General features: G+C 64.8%; 19 protein-coding genes and 1 pseudogene. 7 read left to right on the top strand and 13 right to left on the bottom strand.

Annotated features, from left to right (window positions below):
* The first annotated feature begins 182 nt into the window (after positions 1-182).
* The 4 genes from NTH_RS16830 to NTH_RS16815 all read left to right on the top strand — a co-directional run bounded on the left by NTH_RS16830 (position 183) and on the right by NTH_RS16815 (position 5,194).
* Positions 183-2,330 carry a transglycosylase domain-containing protein gene (locus NTH_RS16830; RefSeq protein WP_338531097.1) on the top strand — a complete coding sequence of 716 codons (2,148 nt, stop codon included), beginning with the start codon at positions 183-185 and terminating at the stop codon, positions 2,328-2,330.
* Positions 2,331-2,343: 13 nt separating this feature from the next.
* A complete protein-coding gene (locus NTH_RS16825; protein WP_338531096.1) occupies positions 2,344-2,925 on the top strand; it encodes a DUF1214 domain-containing protein in 582 nt (193 codons plus the stop codon).
* A gap of 194 nt (positions 2,926-3,119) precedes the next feature.
* Positions 3,120-3,665 carry a DUF1254 domain-containing protein gene (locus NTH_RS16820; RefSeq protein ID WP_338531095.1) on the top strand — a complete coding sequence of 182 codons (546 nt, stop codon included), beginning with the start codon at positions 3,120-3,122 and terminating at the stop codon, positions 3,663-3,665.
* Positions 3,666-4,384: 719 nt separating this feature from the next.
* The gene (locus NTH_RS16815; RefSeq protein WP_338531094.1) at positions 4,385-5,194 is read left to right on the top strand and encodes a hypothetical protein; all 810 of its coding nucleotides are present in this window, start codon (positions 4,385-4,387) and stop codon (positions 5,192-5,194) included.
* Here the strand turns inward: NTH_RS16815 and NTH_RS16810 are convergent.
* Genes NTH_RS16810 through NTH_RS16800 form a run of 3 tightly spaced genes read right to left on the bottom strand, consistent with a single transcriptional unit; the run spans position 5,170 to position 8,145 of the window.
* Complete coding sequence (locus tag NTH_RS16810; RefSeq protein ID WP_338531093.1) at positions 5,170-5,514, bottom strand: DUF1491 family protein; 345 nt, start codon at positions 5,512-5,514, stop codon at positions 5,170-5,172. The genes NTH_RS16815 and NTH_RS16810 overlap by 25 nt on opposite strands.
* Positions 5,515-5,549: 35 nt before the next feature.
* Complete coding sequence (locus tag NTH_RS16805) at positions 5,550-6,425, bottom strand: peptidoglycan-binding domain-containing protein (protein ID WP_338531092.1); 876 nt, start codon at positions 6,423-6,425, stop codon at positions 5,550-5,552.
* Complete coding sequence (locus tag NTH_RS16800) at positions 6,400-8,145, bottom strand: sensor histidine kinase (protein ID WP_338531091.1); 1,746 nt, start codon at positions 8,143-8,145, stop codon at positions 6,400-6,402. The genes NTH_RS16805 and NTH_RS16800 overlap by 26 nt, the downstream gene beginning before the upstream one ends.
* A 495-nt stretch (positions 8,146-8,640) precedes the next feature.
* On the opposite strand from NTH_RS16800, the gene NTH_RS16795 reads away from it, so the two are divergent.
* Both NTH_RS16795 and NTH_RS16790 read left to right on the top strand, forming a co-directional pair.
* Positions 8,641-9,012 (top strand): DUF5330 domain-containing protein, encoded by a 372-nt coding sequence (locus NTH_RS16795; RefSeq protein WP_338531090.1) that lies wholly within the window; start codon positions 8,641-8,643, stop codon positions 9,010-9,012.
* A 31-nt stretch (positions 9,013-9,043) separates the two neighbouring features.
* The gene (locus tag NTH_RS16790; protein WP_338531089.1) at positions 9,044-9,469 is read left to right on the top strand and encodes a SufE family protein; all 426 of its coding nucleotides are present in this window, start codon (positions 9,044-9,046) and stop codon (positions 9,467-9,469) included.
* Positions 9,470-9,485: 16 nt separating this feature from the next.
* Here NTH_RS16790 and NTH_RS16785 read toward each other — a convergent pair whose 3' ends face one another.
* Positions 9,486-10,307, bottom strand: a complete 822-nt coding sequence (locus NTH_RS16785; protein WP_338531088.1) for a DUF6456 domain-containing protein — start codon at positions 10,305-10,307, stop codon at positions 9,486-9,488.
* 1 nt (position 10,308) lies between these two features.
* A complete protein-coding gene (locus tag NTH_RS16780) occupies positions 10,309-10,728 on the bottom strand; it encodes a helix-turn-helix domain-containing protein (RefSeq protein ID WP_338531087.1) in 420 nt (139 codons plus the stop codon).
* Positions 10,729-10,935: 207 nt separating this feature from the next.
* On the opposite strand from NTH_RS16780, the pseudogene NTH_RS16775 reads away from it, so the two are divergent.
* A pseudogene (locus NTH_RS16775) lies at positions 10,936-11,184 on the top strand (cytoplasmic protein); the annotation flags it as partial.
* Positions 11,185-11,420: 236 nt separating this feature from the next.
* On the opposite strand, the gene NTH_RS16770 reads toward NTH_RS16775, so the two are convergent.
* From NTH_RS16770 to NTH_RS16735, 8 genes are all read right to left on the bottom strand, one after another.
* Complete coding sequence (locus tag NTH_RS16770) at positions 11,421-11,840, bottom strand: MucR family transcriptional regulator (RefSeq protein ID WP_422392444.1); 420 nt, start codon at positions 11,838-11,840, stop codon at positions 11,421-11,423.
* A gap of 445 nt (positions 11,841-12,285) precedes the next feature.
* On the bottom strand, positions 12,286-12,639 hold the full coding sequence (gene mnhG / locus NTH_RS16765) for a monovalent cation/H(+) antiporter subunit G (protein ID WP_338531085.1): 354 nt from the start codon (positions 12,637-12,639) through the stop codon (positions 12,286-12,288).
* Entirely contained in the window at positions 12,632-12,973 is a 342-nt protein-coding gene (locus NTH_RS16760; RefSeq protein ID WP_338531084.1) for a cation:proton antiporter, read from the bottom strand. Before NTH_RS16760 ends, mnhG begins: the two co-directional genes overlap by 8 nt.
* Complete coding sequence (locus NTH_RS16755; protein ID WP_338531083.1) at positions 12,970-13,443, bottom strand: Na+/H+ antiporter subunit E; 474 nt, start codon at positions 13,441-13,443, stop codon at positions 12,970-12,972. Before NTH_RS16755 ends, NTH_RS16760 begins: the two co-directional genes overlap by 4 nt.
* Entirely contained in the window at positions 13,440-14,999 is a 1,560-nt protein-coding gene (locus tag NTH_RS16750) for a Na+/H+ antiporter subunit D (RefSeq protein WP_338531082.1), read from the bottom strand. Before NTH_RS16750 ends, NTH_RS16755 begins: the two co-directional genes overlap by 4 nt.
* A gap of 5 nt (positions 15,000-15,004) precedes the next feature.
* The gene (locus NTH_RS16745; protein ID WP_338531081.1) at positions 15,005-15,382 is read right to left on the bottom strand and encodes a Na+/H+ antiporter subunit C; all 378 of its coding nucleotides are present in this window, start codon (positions 15,380-15,382) and stop codon (positions 15,005-15,007) included.
* Entirely contained in the window at positions 15,382-15,801 is a 420-nt protein-coding gene (locus NTH_RS16740; RefSeq protein ID WP_338531080.1) for a Na+/H+ antiporter subunit B, read from the bottom strand. Before NTH_RS16740 ends, NTH_RS16745 begins: the two co-directional genes overlap by 1 nt.
* Before the next feature lies 1 nt (position 15,802).
* A complete protein-coding gene (locus tag NTH_RS16735; protein WP_338531079.1) occupies positions 15,803-18,148 on the bottom strand; it encodes a putative monovalent cation/H+ antiporter subunit A in 2,346 nt (781 codons plus the stop codon).
* Positions 18,149-18,230: the final 82 nt, after the last annotated feature.

Here is an 18,230-nt window from a genome sequence, read left to right as displayed (position 1 = left end):
TCTGCCCCCGCCCGCCGCATTTACCGTAAATCCAGGTCACCCCCCTCCGCACCGGCACAATTTCCCTTCCCACGGGTTAGAATGTGCTAAATATGCTTAAAAATGCAGGCTTTGCCCGAGCGATCCCATGAGGGAACCGGCCCGGGCTCGGCAACAGGGAAGAAGGCGCCCGACGGCCCACCATGGACGAAGAGCACAAGCGCCATAAAGCCAAGGCTCCACGGGCCACGAGGCTGCTTGAGATCGATGCATGGCTCGATTCCACGCTCTATGAGGCGGGTTTCAAGGCGTCTGAACTGTGGGAAAACCTCACCATCTTCTTCCGCCGCTTCCGCCTCTACGGTCCGCGCCGCGCCGTGGCGGAGTTCTTCAGCGAGACCTTAACGCTGCTGGCGGTCGGCTCGGTCGTCATGCTGGCGCTGGCGATGCCGGCCTTCCACGAGACCGCCGGAGACTGGCGCGCGCAGGACGATTACGCCGTCACCTTTCTCGATCGTTACGGCAACGAGATCGGCCAGCGCGGCATCATCCAGCGCGATTCCGTGCCCGTCGACGAGATGCCCGATCACGTCATCAAATCGGTGCTAGCCACCGAGGACCGGCGGTTCTTCGAGCATCTCGGCATAGACGCCATCGGCCTTCTGCGCGCGGTGAGCGAGAATGTGCGCGCCAACAACATCGTACAAGGCGGTTCCACCCTCACCCAGCAGCTTGCCAAGAACCTGTTCCTCACCAATGAGCGAACGCTCGAACGCAAGGTCAAGGAAGCCTTCCTGGCGATCTGGCTGGAGGCCAACCTGACCAAGAAGGAGATCCTCCAGTTCTATCTCGACCGCGCCTATCTGGGCGGCGGCACCTTCGGCATCGCGGCGGCGGCGGACTTTTATTTCGACAAGCAGATAAAGGACCTCACGGTCGCCGAGGCGGCGATGATCGCCGGCCTGTTCAAGGCGCCGGCGCGTTATGCGCCCCATATCAACCTGCCCGCCGCCCGCGCCCGCGCCAACGAGGTCCTCACCAATCTCGTCCAGGCGGGATTCATGACCGAGGGCCAGGTGCTGACCGCCCGCCGCAACCCGGCCACGCCGGTCGACCGCGGGCACCGCGATAGCCCCGACTATTTCCTCGACTGGGCATTTGAAGAGGTCAAGCGCATCGTTCCCCGCGGCGCCACCCATTCGCTCATCGCGCGCACGACCATCGACCCCGACTTGCAGCATGCCGTGGAGGAGTCGCTGGAGTTTCATCTGCGCCAGCACGGCAAGGACTACGACGTCGAGGAAGGCGCCGTGGTGGTGCTGGAGACGAACGGCGCCGTCAGGGCCATCGTCGGCGGGCGCGATTACGGCCAGAGCCAGTTCAACCGCGCCACCCGTGCGGAGCGCCAGCCCGGCTCCTCGTTCAAGCCTTATGTCTATGCCGCCGCCATGGAAGCCGGCTTCACGCCCAGCTCCGTCATTTCCGACGCGCCGATCTCCTGGGGCAACTGGACGCCTCAGAACTATACGCGCGGCTATGCCGGCCGCGTCGACCTGACGACCGCGCTGGCAAAGTCGTACAACACCGTGCCCGTGCGCCTTGCCCGCGACCATCTGGGCATCGACCGCATCGTCGAACTCACCCGCGACATGGGCGTGGAGACGGAGCTCAACGGCCACAAGACCATGGTGCTGGGCACATCAGACATGACCGTGATGGACCAGGCCACCGGCTACAGCGTTTTCGCCAATGGCGGCTATGCGGGCATGCGTCACGGCGTCCTGCAATTGCTCACCCATTCGGGCGAGGTGATCTATGATTTTTCCCGCGATGCGCCGCCGCCCCGCCGGGTCCTTTCGCAGCAGGCCGTGTCGTCTATGAACAGCATTCTCGTCCAGGTTCCCGAATGGGGCACGGGCCGCCGCGCGGCCCTTCCCATGGTGCGCTCGGCCGGCAAGACCGGCACCACCCAGTCCTATCGCGACGGCTGGTATGTCGGCTACACCGGCAATTACACGGCCGCCGTTTGGCTGGGCAACGACGATTACCGCCCCACCCGCCGCATGACCGGCGGCTCGCTGCCGGCGATGGTGTGGCAGCGTTTCATGGCCTACGCCCACCAGAACATCGAGCTGAAGCCCATTCCCGGCATCGAAAATCCGTTGCCCGAGCCCGATCCGGCGGCGGTGGCCGCGGCAAATGGCGGCAATGGCGAGGAAGGCAGCGGCCTGCGTCCGGCCCGCGCCATGCCGCCGGCCACGACAGACGCGCTGAAGGAGATCGCCGAGCGGTTCCGGCGCGCGGTTCCGCTCAAGCCGAAAACCCCCTCCGAAACCCTTTCTGCGCTTTGAGCACCTTTCCATCATGGTGAAAACGGTTCTTCCATTGCTGGTCGCGGTCGCCGTGGCGCTGGGCGCAGGGGCCGGCAGCGTCTGGATGATGATCGAGGAAGCGCCGGCCATCGACGCCCTGCGCGTCGGCCCATGGACCGCCTTTCCAAACGCCGGCACGCCGCAGGCCGACCCCTATTCGCGCGCCCGCTTCGTTCGCGAGGGCGGCATTCCGCTCGGCAAGGCGGAAGGCATCGCCTTCACCGCCACGCATGACACCGACGGCCGGGCGCTCCGCCGCGAATGCGCCTACCGTCTGTCGGGAGAACTCCCCGTCTCGCGCTTCTGGACGCTCTACGCAGCCGACCCCACGGGAGTCCCCTTGCCCCCCACCGGGCGCCGGGCGCCCGCGCTCCATTCGCAAAGGATCCTGCAGGCGCCCGAGGGGATCGAGATCACCGCGTCGCCCTATCCGGCCCCCGGCAACTGGCTCGCTCTTTCCGGAGAGGGGTCGATGCAATTGGTGCTGACCCTGTTCGACACGCCGGTCTCCACCAGCGCCGGCATCGAGCAGATATCGATGCCCGGCATCCTGCGGACCGGCTGCGGTGCTTAGCCCGCATTTTCCACACTCCCCGTGCCCTGCGCCCGTTCGAACAGGGGACGGGGTAAGAGAACGGCGCGGCGCGATGTGGACCATCGGGCAAGCCGTTCGAGGCACGCTGTCACCTGTCTCAACCGGCCGGGGACGCGCTTGCGGCGAGCCGCCTACGGGCGCAAGAGCGACGCAGGGCGCAGGGAGGGTGAGAAATGTGGGCTAGGTTGTTTTATGCACTCGTCCTGGGGCTGGTCGGCGCCGGCATTGTCCATGTCGTCATTCTTTTCATGCTGCCGGCCTATTCGGTGCGCGATGTGTGGACGCGCCTGTCGACGACGGCGCAGGCCTATGAGACGGTGGTCCTGTCGCCAACGGTTGCCGAGGGGCGCGTGCCGACCCCGCGCAACCCCTTCCTGAGAGCCGCCGCCTGCCGGTTCGACCTGTCGGAAGGTCTGCTCCACATCCGCGCCACCGGCCGCGTGCCCTTCTGGTCGATGGCCATCTATGACGACCACGGTCTCAATGTGTTGTCCATCAGCGACCGTGCGGCGGCAGGTGAGGATCTGGACGTGGTCGTTGCCAGCCCCGCGCAAATGCTGGCGCTGCGTCGCGAGGTGCCGGCCGCGTTTGCCCAGTCGGTATTCGTGGAATCGCAAGTCGAGCAGGGCGTGGCGCTGGTTCGCCTGTTCGTGCCCGACGAGACCTGGTCCGGGGTCGCCGGCGCTTTCCTTGAGAATATGCGCTGCGAGCCGCTCTAAACTATTGAATCTACGCATCGTGCTTCCCGCAAATCGATTCCGATTTTCGGGCCGATGCTCTAGCAGCGGCGGCCGTCAGCCCTTTCCGCGCCGTTTGGCGCGCGGGCGGCCGGCAGGCTGCCGCTTGTTCGCGGCCGCATCGACGCTCGTGCGCCGCTCATACCGAACGCCTGGAAAGATGATGATTTGCGCATCGCGCGGGGCCGCCTGGCGGGCGGGTCTCGCGGCGGTCTGGCGCCTGAATGGCAGGATTGTCGCCATGTCTCGCGTTCCCTTATGGGTTGGAGCAGCTACACAACGCCTCCTGACGCGAACCTGCGCCGTTTATGGTTAACGATTGGTTACCCGCCGGATCGCTGCCTGCTCGATCTGTCCGGAAAAAGCGGAGGCCGGTTTTCGTTTCCGGGATTGCTTTCAACCAAACAGTGAGAGTCGCGGCGCTTCTGTGAAACCGTGTGCTGGGCAAATGGTGAACGCAATCCTTAATGGCTGGGTTAATGGATCGCTAATCCATTCCGTCTAGTTTGACCAATGTACCGGTCCGCCGCGCCGGATAGCGTTGCGGCGGGCCATTGTTGTATCTGTTGGTAGGCGTTTTCTGCGTGTCATCTGCGGACTTCAGACATATTGCGTTTGGAGGGGGCCCGGGCAATTGCGAGCGTTTGTTCCGCGCCGCGGTGACAGCCTATTGCTCTCTTTCGCGGCCTACCCGGGAGGAGGTGGTCCAGCTCGACGATCTGGCGCTCGGCCTTTTCGACCGCGTTTCCACGGAAGCCCGCCGCTTTGCCGCCGCCGCTCTCAGCGAATGCGATCCCGCGCCCGGCGGCCTGGTAAAGCGCCTGTGCGACGAACCGGTCGAGACCGCTGCGCCCCTTCTCGTGCGTTCGACCGCACTCACCGATGTCGATCTCATCGCCCTCATCGCGCGTCACGGCCTTGCCCATGCGCGCGTCATCGCCCGCCGCGAAAATCTCCATCCCATGGTCGCCGCGCTCGTCCGCGCGCTCCTGTCCCGCGTCGAGAAAGCGTCATCGGGACCCGAGCCCCGTTCGGCTGCAACCGCGGTCGAGGAGATGCGCGAACAGTTGCGCGGCCTCATGAGCGAGGCGGCCGGAACAGCCGCCACCGAGGCGGCGGAACCGGCGCTGCCCGATACCCGGGAAGCCTATGACGCGCTGCGCGAGGCGGCTTTGGCCGTAGGGCCGGCGAAATTGCCGGAAACCCTTTCCCGGCTCCTTGCCATCTCCCCCGCTGTCGCCGCCCGGCTCTGCGACGGCGTTACCTATTCCGCGCTTATGCCGGCGCTGCGGGCTCTCGGGCTGGACACCGAAAAGGCATTCCTGATCACCGCCGCCGTCTATCCCTCGCAGGTCGCCTTTCCGGCCGGCATCCGCCTTTTCCTGGAGCGCTACCGTGCGCTCGACGCCGAGACCGCGCGCGAAAAGCTGGCGCTGTGGCGCAAGCGTTCGGCCGAGGAGACCGGTGCCCTCGCCCGATATGCCGTTCAAGGCTCGACAAGCGTTATATAGTCCTCCGCCGCGCGTCCCGTCTCCAGCTCCACCACCCAGATGTCGCTGTCGAAGCGCAGCTCGCGCTCGATGATCTGGTCTATGTCCGCATCCTGCAACGCCGTCTTGGCGGCGATGAACTGCCGCTCGTGGGGGCGTGCGGCGTCATAGCTCGTCTGCGGCGCGGGCGTGAACAGATCGACCTCGCCAAAGGGCTTGCGGAAAAGCACCATGACGGCGCCCGCCTCGCGCGCGCCGCGCCTGCGTATGGCTGCGAACCCGCCATCGGCGAACACCCGTCGGACGAGAGCTGAAACCCAAAGGTCGCTGGTGATACGCATGAAGCCACCTTGCCCAAGCGTCAATTCGGCAGACCTCAGTTGGTCAGGCCGATCTCGCGCATCTTCGCCTGCAGCGCCTCGTCGGGCTCGCCCGTCACCGGCAGGCCGAAAAGCGATTGGAACTCGCGGATGGCCTCGCGCGTGCGCGCGCCCATCATTCCGTCGATCTCGATGCCGTCATTGCCGAACGCCTTCAATCCCGCCTGCACCCGCCTTACGGTCTCGTCGGGCTGTTCCACCGAGGCGGTGTGCATGCCGTCATTGGCGTTTCCGGCGGTGCTTCCGGGGGCGTTTCCGGCCGGGTTCGCGGCTTGCGGGCGAGGCGCCGGCTTGGGCGCAGGAACCGGCGCAAGATCGGCCACGTCCTGGCCAAGGCCGAGTTGGCGAAGCAGCGGGTCGTCGATCTCGCCGCCGCCGCTCAGGCCGACGATGCGGCGATAATTCTCGACCGCCGCGCGGGTCTGCGGGCCGTTCATGCCGTCGACGGGCCCCCGGTAGAGGCCGAGATCGCTCAGCACCCGTTGCACGGAGCCGACGGTGGGATCGCCGTTGGCGTTCATCTGATCGGACGCGGCCGGTTCGGTCGGCTGGTCAGCCGGTCGGCCAGCCGGTTGGTTCGAAGCGAGCACGTCGCGCGGCGCGGTGCGCGGTGCCGGCACGTCGGACACGATATCGGGGGCCGGCGCAAAGGTTCGCACCGGAGCGCGCGTCGGTATGAAGGCGCTCGGATGCGGCTGCGGCTGGTACCAGATGGCGTTGGCCGAGACGAAGGCCAGCGAAATGAGGAATGCCGTCGTTCCACCGACGGCCATCGGGTTGCGCGCCATGGCACTGCCCAATCCCGCAAAACCTGCGGCGATCCACCCGGCCGGGCCGGCACGCTCTTCAGGCTGTCTTGCGTAATGCGTCATCTTTCCACTCGCTATTCCAGACTTCCCGGCAGGTCGGGCCATGCTCCTCGCTGTCTTCCTCCGCACGGTGCCGATGGCCCACCGGCAGCGACACCGTCACGCTCGTACCCTTCCCGGGCGTACTGTCGATGCTCATGCCCCCGTTGAGAAGACCGACCAAGCCCTTCACCAGGGTCAGGCCGAGGCCTGTCCCCTCGACATGGCGCGTATAGTCGCTGTGCACCTGCATGAACGGCGTGCCCAGCCGTTCCAGGTCGTCGGCCGCTATGCCGATGCCGGTATCGCTCACGGTGAAGTCGAGCCTGTCGCCCAGACGGTGCGCGGAAACCTCCACCTGCCCGGCGGGCGTGAACTTGACGGCGTTGGACAGGAGGTTGATCAGGATCTGCTGCACCGCCCGGCGGTCGCAATCCACCACGCCCACGTCGTCGGCGATGTCTGCGTCGAGGGATATGCCCTTCTCCTGCGCCTTCTGCGCGTTCATGCGCATCGCCATCTGGACCGCCTGATCGAACTCGAAGGGTTCCGAGCCGAGCGCATAGGTGCCGGACTGGAGCTTGGAAACGTCGAGGATCGCGTTCACGACGGAAAGCAGGTGATCGCCCGCTTCGCGGATATGGCCCACATATTCGCGCTGCTTCTCGTTGGCGAACGGTCCGAACATCTCGTTCGCCAGCACGTCGGAGAAGCCCACGATGGCGTTCAGCGGCGTGCGCAATTCGTGGCTCACCGACGCCAGGAACTGCGTCTTCGACAGCGCCGCGGCCTGCGCGTTCTCGCGCGCCTCGGCAAAGGCCTGCTCGAGCTCGGCGGCGAGCCGGTCCTCGCATAGAACGCCGGCGATCGCTTCTGCGTCCCCGCGCCTCACGAGTTCAAGGAAGAAGGGCCGGTACGCGCCCTCGCCCGCTTCTCCAACGGCCCGGCGAAGCCGCACGCGCAGGGATTTCCGGTCGCAGCCGTCGCGCAGATCGGCCAGCGCCGAAAGATAGACCACCCGGTCGGCGACGAGCAGACGGTCGAAGAGACCGCTGCCAAGCATTATTTCGGGCGCGACGCCCAGCAATTGGCGTGTCCGGTCCGATGCCTGCACGATGTCGCCGGTCGGCGTCATCTGGAACACGGCCGCGCCCGTCAGTTCCTCGATCTCCAGCGGCCCGTCGCCACCCTCTTCCGTTGCGGCCTGCCCCTTGGAAAACGGAATCCGGGCGGCCAGCGTGGCGCCATAAACACTGATGACGAGCCAGCCCCAGGCCGGCGACAGGGTGCCCGCCGCTTCCCATGGAAACAGGGCGCCCGCTATCATGGCAATGCCTGCCGCACCCATGCCCGCCGCCGCGGCCGGGCGCGAGCGCCCTACCCATGCCGCCTCGATTGCAAGCGCAGCGCAGAGGCCGGCCATCGGCGCCGCCGCTCCGCCCGCAAGGGCGGTCAGCGATCCGGCGGCAGCAACGCCTGCGACGAGGGCGGCCGGCTCCACCAGCTGGCGCAGAGCCGTGGCGATCAGCACAAAGGGAAGCAGCAAGCCAAGGCCGAGCATCATCGCCGCCCAGGCCGCCGAAGCGGCACCATCCATGTGGCCGGGCAGCACCAGCAGAAGGCCGGCTGCGGCCAGCACGGGGCCGGCGAGCAGCACGCCCAGAAGCCTCTTCTGCCGCGCACGCTCCGCATCCTCCACGACGGAAGGATGCAACAGCCGCGCGCACGCTTGTGCGGCGCCCATGGGCCATTCTGCTGCTATGGAGGCTCGTGTACTCAACTCGACGCGCTCTACTCGTGTCCGCCAGGTCTGCATCTGGACGAATTCTCGTTCTGAAAGCGAAACTCGCACCCACCTTTTAAGGAATGGATAAGTGCGCGCGCCAGGAGCCCGTTCAATGCCCATATCCACCACTTTTTCGCTCCCACGGCGCGCCCGAATGCCGGCATGGTTAACAAAGCGTGGCCGGTTGCGCCCGTTGAAAAACCCTCGGGCGCAGACGCCGAAAGCCGCCGCTGCCGGCGCTTTTCGTGCCTTTTCAGAAGCTTCGCTGGTAAACGGAAGATTAAGCGGCACTTGCGCCTTCGTCGAAAGATCGATTCAACAGCCATCCTTCGCCGCTTTGAATTTCAATTGCCTCCAATTTTAGCCAATTTCTCAATTTGTCCTTGGCCTGCCTGTGCGAGATTGTTCGAAGGAAAGCCCCGGAAACCGGGGCGGCATTCTGGGGACTGTCAAATGGGATTTATCATACGATCCGCCTTCTGGCTTTCACTGGTGCTGCTCGTCATCCCGCTCGACACCGGCTCCAAGGGCGAAGGCCCGGACGCCGTCGGTCCCATCCAGGCGTTCTTCGCCGCCCGGGAGGCGGTTGTCGACATGGTCGGCATCTGCGAGCGCAAACCGGAGGTCTGCGAAACCGGCCGCGCCGCCCTGGCGACGATCGCGGCCCGCGCCAGGCAGGCCGTCTCCATCGCTTCCGGCCTGATGGACACGGAGCCAACGGGCGAAGCAGTCGTTGAAACGGCCGTCCAAACGCCTCGGCCCGACGGCCCCGCCCTGACCACCGGCAGCATAGAAGCCTCCGAAAAGAACGCCGAAAAACCGTGACGTCGGCCCGCGCAGCCACTATATGCAGCGCATGACCATCACTATTGACGCCATTCGAGACGATTTCGCCTTCCTGGACGACTGGGAGGAGCGCTACCGCTACATCATCGAACTCGGCAACGAGCTTGGCCCCTTCCCCGACGAGGCGCGGGACGACCGCCACAAGGTGCGCGGCTGCGTCAGCCAGGTCTGGCTCGTCACCGAAACCGGCGAAGGCGCCGATCCGGTCATCCATTTCAAAGGCGATTCGGATGCGCATATCGTGCGCGGCCTCGTTGCCATCATGATGGCGCTTTTTTCCGGCCGCCGCGCCAGCGAGATCACCGCCATCGATGCCGAAGGGACGATGCGCGAGCTGGGCCTCGACGAACACCTCACCCCACAGCGCGCGAACGGGCTGCGCGCCATGGTCCAGCGCATCAAGGACGAGGCAAACGCCGCCGTCGCCGCCGCTTAGTCCCCCGACCTGCCGCTCACCGTTTGATGCTGGGACGAAAATCCGCCGCTCCCCAATGCAGGACCGACCGCCGCTGCCGCGCGTGCCGCGGCTCATAGTGCCGGGCGAGTGCGCCGAGCGCCGTCTTCAGCACGATCTTGGCAGAGCGCACCGGCCAGCCGCGCTCGGCCTCCACCTGCTCCAGCCCCTTTAGAAAACAGCATATGTCGACGAGAACGCCCGAAAGCTCGGGGCCGACCGCGTCGAGGGCTTTCTCAACGCGCTGGCGTGCCGAAAGCGCCGCATCGGTCAGTTCGCCGATGCCGTTTTCGTGGCTCCCGCGCCGCCCGCTCGCCACCGCTTCACTCCAGTTCGCGCCGAGACGCGGCATGATCTGGCCACGCGTATAGTCGGCGCGCAGGCGCTCTCCGGCGCGAAATTCCCGCTCGCCGAGAAAGGCTGCTTTGTGCCGTCCGCGCTGCCTTGCCAGCCGGGCGAGCGGCGATTCGCGGAGATTGATCGTCATATCCGTCCACTGGCCGCCTATCTCGGTGCGCACCGTGTCGAGGGATCGGTGCTGGGTTGCGAAGGCATCGCCCGCCGCATCGGCCCGCCGGCTGCTCGCCACGCCATCGGAGGTGAGTTCGATCCGGTCGGCCCGGCGCTCGATGATGCCTGCCCGGGTCAGTTCCGCGACCACGTCCGGGCTTGCCGAAACCGTTCCCCTGTCGCCGCCGTCCACCAGTACGCGATCCGCGCGCGCCGCATTTTCCAGACGGCCCGGCCCCTTTGCCAGAAATCGGATCAGCCGCGTGCGCTCGCACCCTGCGCGCGTGGTATCTGCATCGCCTCGTTTCATGTCAGCGCGCCTCCATGTACCGGAAGGCGGCGGCCGTCACCCGCTCCGCCGTTATGATGATCTGGTCGAAGTCTGGATCCTCCCTCATATCCTCGATCATGTGGCAGGCGTGCATGACCGTGGTCCTGTCCCGGCCGAAGCCGCGCCCGATCTCGGTCATGTTCAGCCGCAGCACCACATGAGCGACATACATCCCGATCTGCCGAACGCGCGCCACGCTCGTGGAACTGCGGCCAGGGCTGCGCAGCTCCCTGCCGCTTACATCGAAAAGCGCTGCGGTCAGGTCCATGATGCCTTCGCAGATATCGGTGATCCGCTCATCGTTCACCGCGCTCAGCCGGCGCCAGTGCCCGATGGAAGGCTCGGCCATCGCTTGATTGCTCGCCTGGGCGGTAAGGTCGTGTATTGGAATCGTCGGCACTGAATTTCCCCCAGGGTTAAAAGGAATATATTCCTTATATCCCCTATCGCGGTAACCGTGAACAAATAAAGAACAAAAACCAACAGGGAGAATCGATAACTAACTGTTTCGATTGCCTTTTAATCTTCCACCCCGCCAAATATGCCGCCGATTTATCCCCGCTTGTCCGCCCTGCTGCAGAATGGTCGGCGAACACGGAGGTCAGGCATGCATTCTCTTAAGGCGGATATGGCGGCGTTTCGCAGCGCCAGACAGCAGCGTGTCGCGGAAGCGCGGCAGAACGCGGCATTCTTCATCATGACGGGGGTCGACTTGCAGGAAGCGCTGCGCTCGGCAGGCGAGGCCCGCACGGCAGTCCAGCGGCGCGTCTCACGCCTGCTCGAGCGCGAAAGGCTGAAGGGCCTTCGCGGTCACTGGAGCTATGATCTCAACCGGCACATCGCCCTGAAGAACGCTTTCGCCCGCTTATGCATGGAGAGCAGCCGAACGGAAGCGGGCGATGCGGCGATCTTGAAGCGCCGGCGTTCATCGCTCGATGCGGTCACGATCAGACGGCAGCGCCGCCGGCGCCCGCCGGCCGCGGGCGATGGCAGGCCGCCAGCTTGAACCGCCGGCTCCAGAAACGCGCCGGCCCGGAAACCTTAGGGATTTCCGGGCCGGTGGCAGCAATGAAGGATTATTCAGCCCTCGGCTTAACGGGCCTTGCGCTTGCGTCCCAAGCCCATTTTCTTCGCAAGCTGAGAACGGGCCACCGCATAGCTGGGAGCGACCATGGGATAGTTGGCGTCAAGGCCCCATTTCTCGCGGTACTGCTCGGGCGTCAGGCCGTAATGGGTCATCAGGTGGCGCTTGAGCGACTTGAACTTCTTGCCGTCCTCGAGACAGATGATGAAGTCGTCGTGAACGGAGCGCTTCGGATTGACCGCGGGCTTCTGCTTTTCGGCCGGCGGCTGCTCGGAGGTGCGGTTGACCCGGCCCAGGGCGCTGTGCACGTCGGCAATCAGGTTCGGCAGCTCGGAAGCCGGGACCGGGTTGTTGCTCACATAAGCAGCGACGACGTCTGCCGTCAGCTCAATGAGCATTTCGTCATTGGTTGTTTGTTGTTCTGTCATTTCCATTACCTTGCCCCAACATCATTTCGTTTGAACGCTTGCCGCCACCCAAACGTTTCATTTTTCATCTCTCTGAGAAGCTTCGTTTGAGAGTCCCCATCCGCAAACATAAACACGTATTCATGGTTTGTTGAATGCGGTCAACTCACAATTTCCTTCACGGCTCAAAATGATATATGTCTGTTATACTTAATTTCAATTCTTGCGCAACATTTCGAAAGCGATACTGCCGGCAATACTGCCGCATAGGCTCGAATGTCGGATTTGAAGATGCGGAGAAGTCGGCGCCCGGCCAAAACAATTACCGCGTCCTTTCGCGCGTCGAAATGCCTGCCGCCGGGCCAGCCGTGCTGCGGTCGCATCTAAGCGGATGACGACCGCGGAGGACAAAGGACACGGCGTGCCGGCGGACGCAGGCATTTCGACGCGCGAAAGGACCGGAAGCTCAGTCGGATGGCTTGGCTTTGTCGGCGTCGGCCATGTCGTCGTGAACCGAACCGTCCCAGAGGCGGTAGCCGGCCTCATAGGAGGCCTTGGCCAGCAGATGCGCGGATATGGGCGCGGTCAGCATGAGGAAAACGACCGCCGCCAGCGCGCGTGTCACCGTCGCATGGTCTTCGGCAAAGATGGCAAGCGCCACGAGCGCCAGTCCGGCGCCGAGCGTACCGGCCTTCGACGCCGCGTGCATGCGCGTATAGACGTCAGGCAGGCGGAGCAGCCCGATGGTGGCGACCAGCGTAAAAGCCGCGCCGATCATGAGAAGCGTTCCGACCAGCAGGTTCTGCAGCAGGTCAATCATTGTTGCTCTCCCCATATGCGCCGCCGGGCTCGTCCTTGGCGGTGGGCTCTTCCTCATAGCGCCTGCTGAGGATGAAGCGCGCGAAGGCGATCGTTGCCAGGAAACCGACCAGGCCCAGTGCGATCGCTATGTCGAGGTAGAGCGTATATCCGGTCCGGATGCTCAAAACGACGATAAAGCCGATTGCGACGAAGACCAGCATGTCCAGGCTCAGCACCCGGTCCGGCAGGCTCGGGCCAAGCACGACGCGCACCACGGCGACCAGGAAGGAGGCGCTCAGCACGGCGAGCGCGATGAGCTCCGCCAGGTCCCGGAAGTAGCTGCCATCGGTCATCGGAACGCCTCCATTATCTTGCGCTCGAAGCCCTCCGCTATGTCCCGCTTCAGCGCTTCCACATCGGAGCAATCGATCGCGTGCACATAGAGATACTTGCGGTCTTCGGAGACGTCGACGGCGAGCGTTCCCGGCGTCAGGGTGATGAGATTGGCCAGGAGCGTTATCTCGAAATCGCGGTCGGCCTTCAGCGGGTAGGCGAAGATGCCCGGCTTCAGGTCCATGTTCGGCGTCAGCACGAGCACCGCCACCCGCCATGCCGACAGCACCAGCTCGTAGAGAAAAAGCGCCGCCAGCCCGGTCAGCCGGACGAGCCGGGCGAAATAGCCGAGCGAGCCCACCTGTTCCCGGATAAGGTAGATCGCGCCCGCGCCAAGCACGAAACCGAGCACGATATTGGCCAGCGAGAACGAACCCGTCACCGCCGTCCAGGCAAGCGCCAGGAGTATGTTGATCAGGTAGAGGGTCATTGGCCGGCTCCCTCGGGATATACGGCCCCGATATAGGGCGCTGCATCGAGAAGACCGCCCGCGGCGAGTTGGGCGACGCGGATGAAGGGGTCGGGATAAAGCCCCATGAGGACGATCGGCAGCGACAGCGCCCCAAGGACCGCGTAGCCGAGCCTCGGCGAAACCGGGGCGGCCAGGCTCTCCTGCGCCCGCGGGCGCCAGATCGTGAGGATGAAGATCCGCCCCAGTGCCAGCGTCGTCAGCAGCCCTGTCGCCAGGATCGCAAAAGCCAGCCACGGATAGCCCGCATCGAGCGAAGCGCGGACCAGCATCACCTTCGGCCACAGGCCGGAGGCCGGCGGCAGCCCGGCGGCGGCCAGCATCAGGAGCAGCGCAAAGGCGGCCAGCATGGGATGGGCGCTATAGAGGCCGGACAGCGTGCGCATCGAGTAGCTTCCGCCGACACCGTTCATCACCCCGGCCAGGAGATAAAGCGCAGCCATGACGATCATCGAGTGGAAAGCGTAGAAGATCGTGCCGGAAAGCCCCTCGCCCGTCCCGAGTGCCAGGCCGGCCATCATCACGCCCACGCCCGATATGACGACGAAGCCGAGGGCACGGCGCAGATCCGTCTGCGCCAGCGCGCCCATGATGCCGATCACCATCGTCAGCCCCGCCACCCAGGCAATCAGGCCCGACAGCAATTCGAGCTCGGGCGGGAAAAGCATGACCAGCGTGCGCAGCAGCGCGTATACGCCGACCTTGGTCAGAATGCCGCCGAACAGCGCAGCGGTCACGATACGCGGCGTGTGGTAGGAAGCCGGCAGCCAGAAATTGACGGGAAACGCGGCCGCCTTCATGCCGAAGGCCAGGAGATACATCACGCCGAGCGTCATCAGCGGCGCGGTATCGCGCAAACCGTCGACCTTGCGGGCAATGTCGGCCATGTTCAGCGTACCGAAGATGCCGTACAAAAAGGCCGTCGCCGTCAGGAAGAGCGTCGTGGCGACGAGGTTCAGGATGGCGTATTTCGTCGCGCCGTCCAGTTGGCGGTGCTCGGACCCCAGCACCAGCAGCCCGAAGGACGAGATCAGGAAGACCTCGAACCAGACGTAGAGATTGAAGACGTCGCCCGTGAGGAACGCCCCGCCGACGCCGGCCATCATCAGGAGCATGAAGGGATAGAACCCGTATCGCCGTCCGATCGCGCCGATGTCGGAGATCGAATAGACCGCGCAGACCAGCGCCACCAGCGTTGCCACCAGCGCCAGCGACGCGCCCAGCGCGTCTGCCGCGAACGAGATGCCGAAAGGCGGCAGCCAGCGCCCCATCGTCATTACCAGCGGGCCGTTTTCGACGACACGCGCCAGGAGCCCGATATTGGCCGCCAGGGTGGCGGCGAGCGCGGCGATGGCAGTCCACGCATGCAGCTTGGTCTCGTGGCGCAGCATCAGGATCACGGCACCGAAGACGAGCGGGATGACGACGGGTGCCACCACCAGCCAATCGGCGGCGGCGACCGGCTCCATCACCATCGCGCGCGCCATGTCCACTGTCTTTCCGGGATCAACTGCCATGCCGTTCAATATCCAAGCGGGGGTAGGTCTTCGCCCTCGGGTTCGGCGACCCGCATGGAGTCCGTATCGTCGCTTCCCAGCTCCTGGTAGGAGCGGAAGGCGAGGACCAGCAGGAAAGCGAAGAAGGAGAAGGAAATCACGATCGCCGTGAGAATGAGCGCCTGGGGCAGCGGATTGGCCGTCGGCAAATCGGGCGTCATCAGTTCCACAGGAATGATCGGCGGAACCTCGCGCGTCACGCGACCGGCGGTGAAAATGGACAGGTTCACCGCGTTGCCGAAAATGGCAACGCCCAGGAGAATGCGGATAATGTGCTTCGACAGCATCAGATAGATCGCGACGGCGAAGAAGATGCTGACGGTTACGGGGAGTGCGGTCTCCATCAGGCGCGCTCCCTTTCTTCCAGCGCCAGCGCAATCGAGGTGATCGAGCCGACGACGACGAGATAGACGCCGATGTCGAAAAAGAGCACCGTCGAAATATCCACCGGCATGCCGAGCAGGTTGATGACGCCCCACTGGCCGGTCAGGAACGGCATTTCCATGAATATGGAGACAAGGCCCGATACCGCGGCCACCAGCAACCCGCATCCCGAGATGGCCATGGGATGGAAATAGAGCGAGCGGCGGACCGGCGAGACACCGCAGGCGATGCCATATATGGCGAAGGCCGAAGCCGCGATCAGCCCCCCGATAAACCCGCCGCCGGGCTCGTTGTGGCCGCGCAGCAGGACGAAGATCGAGAACAGCACCATCAGGCTGGTCAGATACGGCGCGATTGTGCGGAAGATCAGCGTTCGCATCTCACCCTTCTCCCTTCGGGGCAGCGATCGGTTTGCCGGCGCGGATGCGCACCAGCGCGAGGATGGCGAGGCCGGCGATCATCACCACGGCGATCTCACCCAGCGTGTCCAGCCCGCGGAAGTCGACGATGATCACGTTGACGATGTTGCGGCCATGGGCGATCGCCCGCGAGTATTCCGCGAAGAAAACGCTCAGCGTGTCGTCGAAAGGCACTTGCGTCACGCGCAGGAGCATCAGGCCGAGCGCCGCACCGCAGGCTGCGGCGATGGTTATGTCCACGGCCTTCTCGCCTGTCGGCCGGTGGTCCGCCTGCGAAAGCCTCAGGCGTGTCATCACAAGCGCCAGAATGACAACCGACAGCGTCTCCACCATGAACTGGGTGAACGAAAGATCCGGCGCCCCAAGAAGCATGAACAGCAGCGCCACGGCGAAGCCCTGAATGCCCAGCGAGACGATGGCGGTCAACCGGTCGCGCGCATAAAGGACGGCGCCGAGGCCGATGAAGGCGATGGCCAGAACGATCCATTCATAGAACCGAAGGTCGGGGAAAGCGGGCACCGCGGGCAGTTCGCCGAACAGGATCATCGGAACGAACAGCGCCAGTGCCAGTGCGACGAAGGTCGCCGTCATGTAATAGTCGAGGCGCCCGTTCTGGACGATGCCGGTCACGACCGAGGAGAACCGGACGGACCCTCTGACGGCCTGATCGAAGCCCTGGTCCGGCCCCCACCCTATCGCCTTCAGCGTCGCCGCCATGGCCTCTCGCCCGCGCGCCAGCATCAGATAGGCCAGCACGCCGAGCACGATGGTGATCACCGACAGGGCCAGCGGCAGCCCGACATGCGGCACGACGGAGATGTAGACCTCGACCGGCTCGCCCACCACCGCGCTCGCCATCGGATTGGTGATGAAGCGGTGGCTCAGGGTCGAAGCGAGCGCCGTCAGCAGGCCGGCGACGCCGAGCACCAGCGGCCCGAGCCACAACAGCACCGGGCCCTCATGGGCGTGCTTCGGCGTTTCGACCTCGGGGCCGGTGAAGGGCTTCAGCGCAACGGCGAAACCGATCGCGAACATCAGCGCATTGCCGACGATGGCCACCAGCGTCATCAGCCCGCTCCAGCCGCCGCCCTGCCAGAGACCGGCATAGATTTCCTCCTTGGCCAGAAAGCCGAAGAAGGGCGGCAGCCCGCCCATGGAGATCGCGGCCAGGACAGCGGCGGCAAAGGTGATCGGCATGGCGCGGCCTATGCCGCCCAGCCTTGTGATGTCGCGGGTGCCGGCCTCGTGGTCGATGCCGCCGGCGACCATGAACAGCGCGCCTTTGAACATGGAATGGGCGACCAGATAGAGCACCGCCGCTTCGGCGGCCTTCTCCGAGCCGAAGCCCGTCAGCATGACCAGAAGCCCCAGCGAGGCGACCGTCGTATAGGCCAGCATAAGCTTGAGGTCGGTCTGCCGCACGGCCAGCAGCGTGCCGACGATCAGGGTCGTGCCGCCGAAGATCGGCAGGATCGTTTCCCAGGCGACGGTGTCGCCCATCACCGGGTTGAGGCGCATCACCAGATAGACGCCGGCCTTCACCATCGTGGCCGAATGCAGATAGGCGGAGACCGGCGTCGGCGCTTCCATCGCGTTGGGCAGCCAGAAATGGAACGGAAACTGCGCCGACTTGGTGAAGGCGCCGCCGAGAACCAGCAGCAGGGCGGCAAGGTAAAGCGGCGCCTCGCGCAGCGCGCTTTCGGCCTCCAGCAGCGCCGACATGGAGCCGAGGCCGGTCATGTTCCAGATGAGCAGCAGCCCGGCCAGCAGCGACAGGCCGCCCAGCCCGGTCACGATCAGCGCCTGGAGCGCGGCCCGCCGGGAGGCTTCGCGGGCATGATCGAAGCCGATCAGCAGGAACGAGGTGATCGACGTCAGTTCCCAGAAGACGAACAGCGTCAGAAAGCCATCGGCGAGCACCAGCCCCTGCATGGCGCCCATGAACATCAGGATGAACGAGAAGAAGCGCCCCAGATGCGCATGCCCCTTCAGATAGCCGCCCGCGTAAAGCACGATCAGCGCGCCTATCCCGGAAATGAGCAGGGCGAAGGTCAGGGACAGCCCGTCGATGTACCACGAAAAATCGACGTCCAGCGAAGGTATCCAGGAATATCCCGCGACCACCGTCTCCCCGTCGGCGACAGGGCCGAGGAATCCGGTGAAATGATAGAACATGAAGGCGGGAATGAGGGCCAGCAGCCAGGCTGCGTTATGGCCGGAGAAGCGGACCAGAACGGGTGCGATGGCAGCGCCGGCGAAAGGCAGCATCAGAACAAGAAATGTCAGCCAATGCCCATCCGCCTCCATGAAGGTCCCCCGCTCCAAAGAATATCGACTGCCCGGGTGAAAAAGAACACCTCTAAACTCCGAATGGACATAGACGCTCATT

This window comes from Nitratireductor thuwali, from assembly GCF_036621415.1.
Lineage (GTDB): Bacteria > Pseudomonadota > Alphaproteobacteria > Rhizobiales > Rhizobiaceae > Chelativorans > Chelativorans thuwali.
The sequence above is the reverse complement of the archived record's forward strand: the minus strand, read 5'-3'. Positions and strand labels throughout refer to the sequence as shown.